The organism is Empedobacter sp. UBA7248 (assembly GCF_002472945.1).
GTDB classification, from domain to species: Bacteria; Bacteroidota; Bacteroidia; order Flavobacteriales; family Weeksellaceae; genus Empedobacter; species Empedobacter falsenii_C.
This window is the reverse complement of record NZ_DKSU01000011.1, coordinates 140,569-152,601: the sequence shown is the minus strand read 5'-3', so window position 1 is coordinate 152,601 and position 12,033 is coordinate 140,569. Positions and strand designations below refer to the sequence as shown.

Here is a 12,033-nt window from a genome sequence, read left to right as displayed (position 1 = left end):
ATTATTTTCTTGAGGCTTTTTGTATGGTTTATATATAGATTTATTTTTTAATAATTCGAGAGCTATTACCATCTACATTGATTATATAAATACCTTTAGGAAGTGATGTAATGTCTAATATGTTTTTATTAGATTCTTTAATTAATTTTCCTGTTAAATCATACAGTTGTACTGAGTTAATTTTTGTAGCATTGATGTGTATAATTCCGTTTGTTGGATTAGGATATACCAAAACTTTACTTTGAGTATCTACATCATTTGTGTTTAGTTTTTCAATTTTAGAATAATGAAACTCTGATGTATCTATAATCCATCCCGAACCTCCATCTGTATTATATGCTTTTGTATTTAATATTTTAAAAGGAGAATTATAATTCGTTGGGAAAAGTAATGTATCTGAACTTACATTTTTATCGACATCCATACTATCTCCAAATTCACTATACCAATCATTTCCTATTTTTATATAACCTAACAGAGACGTTTGGAAATTTTGTGTATACTCATATTCCCATTTTCTACTTTCTTCCCAACCATCTTGTCCATTTCCATTGTACCCTATGTATAGTTTAGGATTATTATTACTATCGTATGTACTTTTAGATGCAAAAGTTGCTATTTTATTTCCGTTTTCGATGTTGTAATAATATTCGGAAAGTCGATTGTTTGAAGAATCATATTCATAATTTTCTTCATAAAGATAATCTTCGTAATTCCCATTGACGAATTTTTCTGTTTTGAAAAGTAGGTTGTTTCTATCATCAAAATGTTTGGTTAAGACATCAGCTAATTCCCAGTTATTACTTATCATTTCATAAGTTTTTTGGTCTGAAACATCAATATTTCCTTGCTTAGAGTATTCTGTTAAGGAACTAATTTTTGGAACATATGTATTGTTATTATTTTGATCTAAAACATAATTAGTTTCTTCAGTTATTTTCCAAAGATTATCATATTTAAAAATCGTATAATTACTATTATCACCTGTCCAAGTATTATCAGCATAATTAAGCATTAATAATGTTTGCTTTGTGATGTAATTGTTATCAAAAGTTTGTTCTACTCTTTGGTTAGCTTTCCAATTTTCACCGTTTAACCATTCATAATATTCATACAAAGTCAATTTATCTTTTGAATTTTCGTAATATTCGTATTTTGCTTTTGTTAATCCAACCCAATCAGTACCATCTAAATAGTATTGTTCTATATTTTTCTGGCGATGTAGATTATCATAATCGGCTTTTGCATAAAAGGTTTTTGTCCAGTTTTCAGTTCCATCATAACTTTTATAACCAGTTTCTAATGTTATATCTCCGTTCGTGTATTCATGATCAAGACGCTCTATATATTCCCAATCTTCATTAAAAAAAGTTGCATATTTTGTAGAAATAGCTTTATTATCACTATTATAAACATATTCTACTTTTACTCCTACATAATCTAAATAGTTTTGTTCTATTTGAGATAATACATTTCCGTTCTCATCATAATCATTAATGAATTCTTGAACAAGATCCCATTTTTTTGTATAATTATCCCAGAAATAGTTTTTCGCATTGGTGTAATACTTATTATCCTTATATGTAAAAACTTGTTTCGAAAAATAATCTCCATTCGAATTTTTAGTGATAAGGCTATCTAATTTTTCTGTAAGATCTTCTTTTTTGTTAGAATAAGTTTCAGTTTTTAAATTTCTCTCAATTTGAGGTTTGGAATGATTTGGTTCTTTGGCTTCTGTTTTAGTAAAACTTAAAGAAGGTTTTTCATTATTTGGAACTAATTTTTTTTCAGGTGGCGAAATTTCAAATTTGATCGGATTATTTTGCGCAGATAGAATTTGCCCAATAAATAAAGCAGATAGAATAAAAGTAAATTTCCTCATAATTATTTGTTTTTTAATGAGTTCTAAATTTACTTAGTATTAATATATAAAAAGTTTAACAATATTCGGAATTCATGAATTTTAAATAATCTTCCTGAAAATACAAAACTTAACACATTGATTATCAAGTTAATATTTTTATTAGTATCTTTTATGCTATTTTAATAGAAAACTTTTATTTATATTATATTTTTATAAAAAATATATAGGATATGAAACCATTTAATGTGCGTGTATATGCGTTATTGGAGCACAAGGGAAAGGTATTGGTGATTCACGAGCCGTTTCAGGGAGAGTTAATTTATAAGTTTCCTGGCGGTGGACTGGAGTTTGGTGAAGGAACAAAAGATTGTATAAGAAGAGAAATAAAAGAGGAATTGAATTTGAAAGTAGACGTTCATGAGCATTTTTATACACAAGATTTTTTTGTGTTGAATGCTTTTGATCCAACAGAACAGGTTTTATTGATTTATTATAAAGCGACAATTACAGAGAAAGCATTGGCTAAATTGAAAATTTTGGATGCAGATATCAACGAATTGTTATGGTTATCCAAAGAAGAATTGAATGCAGAGAAATTTACGTTAGATGCAGATAAAGTGGTAATTGATTTGTATAAAAAAGAAAACTTCGAATCTTAAGACTCGAAGTTTATTATTTTTTGATCATCAAAATACTGTATAATGGCGTATTTCATCAACAAGGTTTGCTCATTTGTTTTAAGCGGTGGTAAATCTTCCAACAACTCAAAATGTGGCCAACCATCTGGATCTAATCCATCGAAACGATAAAAACCAAAAGGTTCTAACACGCGACAAACTGCAATGTGTAATAAATTGAGTTTATCATCTTTTTTGAATCGTTTTTTTCCTTGTCCTAATTCTTGAACACCGATCAAAAAAAGAATCGTATCTAAATCTGGTCTTTCACCGTCTGTGAAATTTTGTTGAAAAAATTCTTCAATCAGTTTCCACTTGTTGGTGTTTGATGATGATTCTTCTGTAAATTTTGATATATCCATTTAGAATTTACGTCCTTTGTGACGCATGTGTGGGTTTTGTAATTGCGAATTACTTACGTTGAAACGTTTCATTTGATCGTTCATCATTTTGATTTGATCAGTAAACATTCCTTTCGAATCGTTTTTCTTCGCTTCTTTAATATAACCTTCCGCTTCTTTCTTTTTACCTTTTGACATTGCAGCTCCAGCCAAAGATAAATTAGCCATTGCTCTGTCATGATCAAACGATAAACCGTAGTTTAAGGCTTCTTTCATATATTTTTCTGAAACCGCAACATTGTCCTGCGCTTCAGTAATTCCCATCATATAGTGGTAATATCCCATTTGTTTAGGAATTAATTCTGATGATGGATTTTTGATCTTTTGTAACCATTTTTTCGCTTTTGCCATATCCTCTTTACGTAAAAACCAGAAAGCTAACAAAATGTTTTCGTTTCTGAAATAGAATAAAATTGGAAATACAGCGACTAATAACGAAACAAATCCCCAACCGTATTCGCGAATGGTAAACAAAAAGATTGCTAAAGCGATTAATACAGCGGCGATTACTAATTTAATGTATTTGTTCATCGATTATAAATATGATTTGATATTATCTGCAATTTCGATCATTTTCTCGGCAGATAATTGAAGTTTTGGATTTGAGAAATTGATATCTTGCATTGTATTTAGAGGAACCAAATGCACATGTACATGTGGTACCTCTAAACCAACAACAGCTACGCCAACGCGTAAACAAGGTATTGCTTTTTCTATAGCGTGTGCAATTTCATAAGAAAAGTCCATTAAACCTAAATAGGTTTCTTTGTCTAAATCGAAGATTTTATCGACTTCTTTTTTCGGGATAACCAATACATGACCTTCTACTAAAGGAAAAGCGTCCAAAATAGCGATGTACTTATCGTTTTCGGCAATTTTGTATGATGGTATTTCTCCGTTTATAATTTTAGTGAAAATGCTTGCCATATGTTTTTTAATTTTTGAAATCTTAGTCCAAAGATATTTCTAAAATTTCAAAATTTAAAGTCATTCCGTTAGGTAATGTAATTTCTGCAACTTCTCCAAGTGATTTTCCTAATAATCCTTTTGCGATTGGCGTATTCACAGAGATGCGCATTTTAGCTAAATCAGCTTCAGATTCAGGTACTAAAGTGTACACTAATTCTTGTCCGTTCGCTATATTTTTTATTTTAACTTTTGATAATATTGATACTTTAGAATGGTCTAATTTAGATTCATCAATTACACGAGCATATGCTACAACTTCTTTCAATTTAGCAATTTGCATCTCTAACATTCCTTGAGCTTCTTTTGCAGCATCGTATTCTGCATTTTCAGATAAATCTCCTTTATCACGCGCATCAGCAATTTGTTGCGAAATTTTTGGACGCTCAAAAGTTTCTAACTGATGAAGCTCTTCACGCAACTTTTCTAATCCTTCTTTCGTTACATATTGTATATTTGCCATAACAACAATGTTTAATTAATTTTTTATTAAATAGGTCTTATAAAATAAATAATCCTACACATATGTAATACTATGCGCAGGACTATTTAGTTATTGTACTACAAAGATAATAAAAAAAATACAGCAAATTAAAAATGAAACAATTTATTAAAACGATTCTAAATAAGGTTATTTTGGTTTGTGTTTTTGCAAGCCTATTTCAAGGTTGTAATTCAGATGACGGTGTAGTAAGTTGTGTGCCAAATACGATTGTGAATGTCTCTATCAATATCAATTTACCTTTGTATTCTAATCTAAACAATCCAGGAGGATGGGTATATATAGAGGGAGCAACAGCAGGCTCTAGAGGTTTGATTGTGGTGCGTACAGCTTCTGGTTTCAAAGCTTACGATCGTAATGCGCCGCATATTTGTCCTGGTGCAGAAACTACTTTGTATGTAAAGAATGACATCAGTATTGTATGTGATGCAGATAATTCTGAATGGATTTTATTGACAGGACAACCTACAAAAGTAGCGAACAGAGCACCAAGAACTTACCAAGTGTATGTAAATGCAAATGGAACGCTTACAATAACGAATTAAATTTTTTAACGAAAGTTTTTTTAATTCACTCAAAAAATAATAATCTTTGCAGGCATCGAAATTATACTTCTTTATTATGCATGCATAAATTTTTCGAATTGTTTTTGAATTAAATTATTTTTAAAAAAAGATAATTTCGTTGTAAAGATTACTCAAATCCATTATTTTTGGTAAATCAAAATTTTATCAATTAAAAAAAATTAATAATGAGCATTATTTCGCATATCCATGCAAGACAAATTTTAGATTCTCGTGGTAACCCAACTGTAGAAGTAGACGTGTATACAGAATCAGGTGTTTTAGGTCGTGCAGCTGTTCCATCAGGAGCATCTACAGGAGAGTATGAAGCAGTAGAATTACGTGATGGTGGAGACTTGTACTTAGGTAAAGGAGTTTTGAAAGCTATCGAGAATGTAAATGAAGTGATTGCTCCAGAATTAATTGGTTTTTCTGTTTTCGAACAAAATTTAATCGATCAAGTAATGATTGATTTAGATGGAACTGAAAACAAAGCTAAATTGGGTGCTAATGCAATTTTGGGTGTTTCTTTGGCAGTTGCAAAAGCTGCAGCAGAAGAATTAGGTTTACCATTGTTTAGATACATCGGAGGAGTTAATGCAAACACATTACCAGTTCCAATGATGAATATCGTAAATGGAGGTTCTCACTCTGATGCGCCTATTGCATTTCAAGAATTCATGATTATGCCAGTTCAGGCAGAATCTTTTTCTGATGCGTTACGCAAAGGAACAGAAGTTTTTCATGCATTAAAGAAAATTTTACACGACCGTGGTTTATCTACAGCAGTAGGTGACGAAGGTGGTTTTGCACCAACTTTTGATGGTACAGAAGATGCTTTAGATACTGTAATTTCTGCAATAGAAAAAGCAGGTTACAAAGCAGGTGAAGAAATTATGATTGCATTAGATTGTGCATCATCAGAATTCTATCACGATGGAAAATATGATTATACAAAATTCGAAGGAGAGAAAGGAGCTATCCGTACTTCTGCAGAGCAAGCAGCTTATTTAGCAGAATTGACGGAGAAATATCCAATTATTTCTATCGAAGATGGTATGGATGAAAACGATTGGGAAGGTTGGAAAATCTTAACAGATAAAATCGGTAAACGTGTTCAGATTGTTGGAGACGATTTATTGGTAACGAATGTAACTAAATTAGAAAAAGCAATTGATGCTGAAACAGCAAATTCTATCTTAGTAAAATTCAATCAAATTGGTACGTTAACAGAAACGATCAAAGCAGTACAAATGGCGCAAAATGCACGTTATACAGCAGTTATGTCTCACCGTTCTGGAGAAACAGAAGATGCTACAATTGCAGATTTAGCTGTTGCTTTGAACACAGGACAAATCAAAACTGGTTCTGCTTCTCGCTCTGATCGTATGGCGAAATACAACCAATTATTACGTATTGAAGAGATTCTTGGAGAAACAGCAATCTTTCCAGGACTTAAGGCTTTTAAAGTTAAGCGATAAAATAATTTGAGGCTGATATTTATCAGTCTCAAATTAATAAAAAAAGTGTAAATTACGCAATAAATAATATAAACTATAAAATGTCAGATAAGGTAATATTAAATTACAACGGAAATGAGTTGGAGCTACCTGTTACAACTGGTACAATGGATGAAAAATCTATTGATATTTCCAAGTTAAGAAGTGCTACTGGATTAATTACAATGGATCCAGGTTACAAAAATACAGGGGCATGCGAATCTAAAATTACATTTTTAGATGGTGAAGAAGGTAAATTGATGTACCGTGGATATCCTATTGAACAATTAGCAGAGAAATCTTCTTTCGTAGAAGTAATGTATTTGTTAATCAAAGGAGAATTACCTACACAAGCTGAATTAGATAAATTTATCGCTGATATTAATGAGTACAACTATGTGTCAGAAGATTTAATCAAAATCTTAGATGCATTCCCAAGTTCTGCTCACCCAATGGGGGTATTAACATCTTTAACAGCTGCTTTATCAGCATTCAACCCAAAAGTTGTAGACGTTACTTCTCCAGATGATATGTATAGAGCGGCAGTTACTTTATTAGGTAAATTCCCAGTATTAGCGTCTTGGACACAAAGAAAAATTAAAGGATTACCAGTTAACTACTCTAACGATAAATTATCTTACGTAGAAAACTTTTATCAATTATTATTCAAAAAACCAGGTCAAGAATTAGACTTAGATCCAGTTATTATTGATGCAATTGACAAATTATTAATCTTACACGCAGATCACGAACAAAACTGTTCTACATCAAGTGTACGTTTAGTAGGTTCTTCTCACGCAGGTTTATTTGCTTCTATCTCTGGTGGTATCTCTGCATTATGGGGACCATTACATGGAGGTGCTAACCAAGCAGTATTAGAAATGTTAGAAGCAATCAAAAATGATGGTGGAGATGTTGAAAAATACTTAGCTAAAGCAAAAGATAAAAACGATCCATTCCGTTTAATGGGATTCGGACACCGTGTTTATAAAAACTTTGACCCTCGTGCGAAAATCATCAAAGTTGCTGCGGATAACGTTTTAGAGAAATTAGGAATCAATGATCCTATTTTAGATATCGCGAAAAAATTAGAGCAAGCTGCTTTAGAAGACGAGTATTTCAAATCAAGAAACTTATATCCAAACGTAGATTTCTATTCAGGAATTATCTACAAAGCGTTAGATATCCCAACTGAAATGTTTACAGTTATGTTTGCTGTTGGACGTCTACCAGGATGGATTGCACAATGGATGGAAATGCGCGAAACGAATCAACCAATTGGTCGTCCTCGTCAATTATACACAGGAGCACCATTACGTGATTACGTTGAAATTGAAAAAAGATAAGAATTATCTTATTCATCATACAATCCGAAAATCAAACTTTGATTTTCGGATTTTTTTTAACAATTAATTTTTAGAGATTGTTTGTTTAAAATGTGTTAAAACCTTATTTTTAAGTAAATTAAATTTTGTAACCATGAAATTTGAGAAAATACATAATAAAGGTCAAGCACAAATCTTCGAAAACAAATACCTCGAAATGTTGACAAAAGGTCATCCCGCAGTTATTTGGGGAATGTACATTCCTCTACTTTCCTACTGTATTTATTATGGAATTTCTCGTTACGATTTATCTGTCTTAACAGTTATCTGCCTATTTTTTGGAGCGATGTTATTTTGGACTTTGTTCGAATATTTTGCGCATCGTTATCTTTTTCATTGGACAGCCGAACAACCAAGTCTAAAACGAATTGTTTACATTTTTCACGGAAATCATCATCATTATCCGCGCGATAAACAACGTTTGTTTATGCCTCCAGTTCCAAGTATTCTTTTGGCATCAATCATTTTCTTGATTCAATATTTAATTTTAGGAAAATACGGCTTTGCTTTCTTTCCTGGTTTTATGATTGGCTATTTATTGTATGCGTCTATGCATTATTTGATTCATGCTGTTGCGCCGCCTTTCAAGTTTATGAAACCTCTTTGGCGCAATCATCATTTGCATCATTATAAAGACGAAGAATTAGGTTTTGGCGTTTCCAATACGTTTTGGGATCGTATTTTCGGAACAATGTTCGACTTAAAGAATGAAAAAGAAGATAAAGAAAAAGTAAAAGAATTGATGTTTGAGAAGAAAAGTTAATTTTTTGTATCTTCCGTCAAATTAAGTTCACACAAAAAATGAAAAAATATACTTTACTTGCAATTGGATTACTTGCATTCAATCAAGCAAACGCGCAATATTCTAAAGAAAATCAAAAGAAATATGTCGAAGAATTAGCATCTGATGCTATGCAAGGTCGAAAATTTGGAACGCCCGAAAATCGATTGGCTGCTGAATTGATTGCTGAAAAATTCAAACAAAATAAATTAAAACCTTGTGTTGGTGATTCATATTTAATCGAATTTGAATATAAAGGGAAAACAGGACAAAATGTTTGTGGAATCAAAGAAGGTAAATCGTCTGATATTTACGCTGTAGGCGCGCATTTTGATCATGTTGGAACAGATGACAAAGGTGAGGATAAAATTTATAATGGAGCGGATGATAATGCGAGTGGAACTTCGGCTGTAATGGCTTTGTCTGATTATTTCAAAAATAAAAAAGTTAAGCAAACCATGATGTTTATGGCTTTTGATGCTGAAGAAATAGGATTAATTGGTTCTAAAATGTTGGTAGAAAATACAGATTTTCAGTCTTATTTACCAAATATGAAAGTGATGTTAAATTTAGAGATGATTGGAACTGTTTCTGCTTTTGGTGAAGGAAAAGTGTACATGACAGGTAGCGATCGTTCGGATTTGATGAATTTGATGAACAACAATTCGACTAAAACATTCAAAGTCGAAAACGATCCTTATTTGCAACAACAATTATTTTATCGTTCGGATAATGTAAATTTTGTAAATCATAAAGTGGTTTCGCATGCGCTTTCTTCTGTAAACATGGAAAATCAACATCATTATCATCAAAAAAATGATGAAGTTTCGGTGATTAATTTCGAAAATCTATCAGAAATTACGCAAGGAATTGGACATTCTTTATACGAAATGATGAAGAAAAATATTCAACCAAAATATAACAACTAATGGATAAAGCAATTAATATTGTTAGTATTGCAGTTATTGTAATTTTATTGTTAGCGTTTTTATCAGAAAAATTTTTCCCAATAAAAGGTCTTGAATTGTTTTATGAGAAAAAGTTTTATCTCGCAATTATCTATTTAATTTTAAGAGTTTCTAGAATTTATATTCTTCGAAAATCAAAATAAATTTTTAAATCCGTTCCAATTTCAGAACGGATTTTTTAGTACCTTTTATTTACCTTAAAATAAATGTATGGAAGGTTATTTAGGAATCGTTTTGCGCTGTATTTCGGTGTATTTTTTTATGTTAATTGCACTTAGAATTTTTGGTAAACAACAATTATCGCAATTAAATACGGCAGATGTTATTTTGATTTTATTGATTAGTAATGCTGTTCAAAATGCTATGGTTGGTTCAGATTCAAGCTTACAAGGTGGATTGATAGCAGCTTTTGTATTGTTTCTTTTAAATTTTATTATCAAAAAGATACTGCTAAAGAATAAATTTTTAGGAAACTTAATTGAACAAAAACCCGAAATTTTAATCCGTAATGGTAAAGCAGATTTTACGATGTTGAGCAAATTGGGAATTAATTCGGAAGAATTGAACGAAGCAATGCGCGAACATGGTGTGGAACATATCAAAGATGTGAAATTGGCGATGATGGAGATTGATGGAAATATCTCAATTGTGACAACGGATAAAAATCAATTTAAGGAAACACATTATAAACGCAAACATAATCACAAAAATTTACAAGGAACCAATTAACAAAATATGGAAAATAATTTAGTAAACGGGATTATCAAACAATTCCAGTATTATAAACAATTGGGAGAGAAAACATTTTCGCAATTAACAGATGAAGAATTGTTTTGGCAATACAATGAAAACTCAAATAGTATTGCGATTATCGTGAATCATCTTTCAGGAAATATGTTGTCGCGTTGGACTGATTTTTTGACAACAGATGGCGAAAAAGAGTGGCGAAATCGTGATGAAGAATTTGAAGATACAATCAAAACTAAAGAACAACTTTTAGAGAAATGGGAGAAAGGTTGGAAGTGTTTGTTTGATGCTTTAGCACAAATCAAAACGAATGAAGATTTACAACAAATTATCTATATCCGAAATGAAGGGCACACGGTAATAGAAGCCATTAATCGGCAATTGGCGCATTATCCTTATCATGTGTTGGTCAAATTGTTTTTATAGGAAAGTTAATAAAAGATAATGAATGGAATTCACTTTCAATTCCGAAGAATAAATCAGCAGATTATAATCAAACGAAGTTTTCGACAGATAAGAAAACACAGCATTTTACCGATGAGTTTTTGAAATAAATTTTAGTTAAAGTGTTTTTAATTGAATTATTTATCTTAACTTACATAAGAAACTTAGGTATATGAAAGATGTTCAATTTTATAAAGGAACTCTGCAACCGATTATTTTAAAACTATTACAAAATCATAAAAGAATGTATGGTTATGAAATTATTCAAAAAATTAGAATTTTAACGCAAGATCAATTTGAGTTAAAAGAAGGTGCATTGTATCCAATTTTGCATAAGCTTGAAGCTGAAAATATGATTGAAGTGGAAGCTGAGCGAGTAGAAGGGCGGATAAGAAAATATTATAAGTTGACTGAGTTTGGAACGAAAGAATCTGTAAAAAGAATTCAATTATTAACAGAAACAATGCAACAAATTCAAGAATTATTGAATCCTAAATTGATTTAATCATGAGAAAAATATCTGCTATTGAAGTTCAAAAATTAATTGATTTTACGCGTCAACATTATGTTGAAGATTATGATTTGCAATTGGAATTAGCTGATCATTTAGCTTGTGGAATTGAAGAACAATGGGAAACAAATGAAACTATAACTTTTGAAGAAGCTTTACAAAATGAATTCAAGAAGTTTGGAATATTTGGTTTTTCCGAAATTGTAGATAAAAGAAGGTTTGCACTTCAAAAAAAATACAATAATTTGATTTGGAAAGTAATGAAAAATCATTTGTTTAATTTTCAGTATTTTATCCTTATTGCGAGTGGAATATTATTGTTTAATTTGATAGCTTTTAAATATAGTAAAATTGCTATTTTAACTACGATTGTTCTATTTTTTGGATTATTTATTTATCGATATATAAGATTACAAAAAAAATATCGTCAAAAATTAAGTGTGAAAAATAGAAAACTGATTTTACAAGAGCTTATTTTTAAAAATCTTTATATCATCTCGTTTGCATTTTCTTTGTTTAATCTAAGTTTACAGGCTTTGATTCATCTTAATAATAACCAAATTATTTTAAATATTGTATTCTCGATTATATTTAGTTTTATCTTTTTACTTTTTTATGTAACCTGTTATTTTTTACCGAATAAAGAAGAAGAAATACTCAGTGAATTTTATCCTGAATATCAGTTAATAAAATAAAAAAAAGCTCCATTCGGAGCTTTTCAGGTT

General features: G+C 30.6%; 14 protein-coding genes and 1 pseudogene. 10 read left to right on the top strand and 5 right to left on the bottom strand.

The window, feature by feature from the left end:
- Positions 1-40: 40 nt before the first annotated feature.
- Entirely contained in the window at positions 41-1,882 is a 1,842-nt protein-coding gene (locus B4A23_RS11825) for a T9SS type A sorting domain-containing protein (RefSeq protein WP_291120270.1), read from the bottom strand.
- 212 nt (positions 1,883-2,094) lie between these two features.
- On the opposite strand from B4A23_RS11825, the gene B4A23_RS11820 reads away from it, so the two are divergent.
- Complete coding sequence (locus B4A23_RS11820; RefSeq protein ID WP_286513003.1) at positions 2,095-2,523, top strand: NUDIX hydrolase; 429 nt, start codon at positions 2,095-2,097, stop codon at positions 2,521-2,523.
- On the opposite strand, the gene B4A23_RS11815 is transcribed toward B4A23_RS11820, so the two are convergent.
- Genes B4A23_RS11815 through greA form a run of 4 tightly spaced genes read right to left on the bottom strand, consistent with a single transcriptional unit; the run spans position 2,520 to position 4,371 of the window.
- Positions 2,520-2,903: a hypothetical protein gene (locus tag B4A23_RS11815; RefSeq protein WP_286502380.1), complete on the bottom strand. Its 384-nt coding sequence runs from the start codon at positions 2,901-2,903 to the stop codon at positions 2,520-2,522. The genes B4A23_RS11820 and B4A23_RS11815 overlap by 4 nt on opposite strands.
- Complete coding sequence (locus B4A23_RS11810) at positions 2,904-3,473, bottom strand: tetratricopeptide repeat protein (protein WP_038333778.1); 570 nt, start codon at positions 3,471-3,473, stop codon at positions 2,904-2,906.
- Positions 3,474-3,476: 3 nt separating this feature from the next.
- On the bottom strand, positions 3,477-3,869 hold the full coding sequence (locus B4A23_RS11805; protein WP_038333781.1) for an HIT family protein: 393 nt from the start codon (positions 3,867-3,869) through the stop codon (positions 3,477-3,479).
- A gap of 22 nt (positions 3,870-3,891) precedes the next feature.
- The gene (gene greA, locus B4A23_RS11800; RefSeq protein ID WP_038333785.1) at positions 3,892-4,371 is read right to left on the bottom strand and encodes a transcription elongation factor GreA; all 480 of its coding nucleotides are present in this window, start codon (positions 4,369-4,371) and stop codon (positions 3,892-3,894) included.
- 134 nt (positions 4,372-4,505) lie between these two features.
- Between greA and B4A23_RS11795 the strand changes: the two genes are divergently transcribed.
- From B4A23_RS11795 to B4A23_RS11755, 9 genes and pseudogenes are all read left to right on the top strand, one after another.
- Positions 4,506-4,955 carry a hypothetical protein gene (locus B4A23_RS11795; protein WP_291120262.1) on the top strand — a complete coding sequence of 150 codons (450 nt, stop codon included), beginning with the start codon at positions 4,506-4,508 and terminating at the stop codon, positions 4,953-4,955.
- A gap of 206 nt (positions 4,956-5,161) precedes the next feature.
- The gene (gene eno, locus B4A23_RS11790; protein ID WP_038333789.1) at positions 5,162-6,454 is read left to right on the top strand and encodes a phosphopyruvate hydratase; all 1,293 of its coding nucleotides are present in this window, start codon (positions 5,162-5,164) and stop codon (positions 6,452-6,454) included.
- A gap of 80 nt (positions 6,455-6,534) precedes the next feature.
- Complete coding sequence (locus B4A23_RS11785; protein WP_114999222.1) at positions 6,535-7,818, top strand: citrate synthase; 1,284 nt, start codon at positions 6,535-6,537, stop codon at positions 7,816-7,818.
- A gap of 133 nt (positions 7,819-7,951) precedes the next feature.
- On the top strand, positions 7,952-8,620 hold the full coding sequence (locus tag B4A23_RS11780; RefSeq protein ID WP_291120259.1) for a sterol desaturase family protein: 669 nt from the start codon (positions 7,952-7,954) through the stop codon (positions 8,618-8,620).
- Between the two features lie 38 nt (positions 8,621-8,658).
- Positions 8,659-9,567, top strand: a complete 909-nt coding sequence (locus tag B4A23_RS11775; RefSeq protein WP_125350645.1) for a M28 family metallopeptidase — start codon at positions 8,659-8,661, stop codon at positions 9,565-9,567.
- Positions 9,568-9,816: 249 nt separating this feature from the next.
- Positions 9,817-10,335 (top strand): DUF421 domain-containing protein, encoded by a 519-nt coding sequence (locus B4A23_RS11770; protein ID WP_291120256.1) that lies wholly within the window; start codon positions 9,817-9,819, stop codon positions 10,333-10,335.
- Between the two features lie 6 nt (positions 10,336-10,341).
- Positions 10,342-10,907: pseudogene (locus B4A23_RS11765) on the top strand (DUF1572 family protein).
- A 62-nt stretch (positions 10,908-10,969) separates the two neighbouring features.
- Positions 10,970-11,302: a PadR family transcriptional regulator gene (locus B4A23_RS11760; RefSeq protein WP_291120253.1), complete on the top strand. Its 333-nt coding sequence runs from the start codon at positions 10,970-10,972 to the stop codon at positions 11,300-11,302.
- Positions 11,303-11,304: 2 nt separating this feature from the next.
- On the top strand, positions 11,305-12,003 hold the full coding sequence (locus tag B4A23_RS11755) for a hypothetical protein (protein ID WP_291120250.1): 699 nt from the start codon (positions 11,305-11,307) through the stop codon (positions 12,001-12,003).
- The last annotated feature ends 30 nt before the right edge of the window (positions 12,004-12,033 follow it).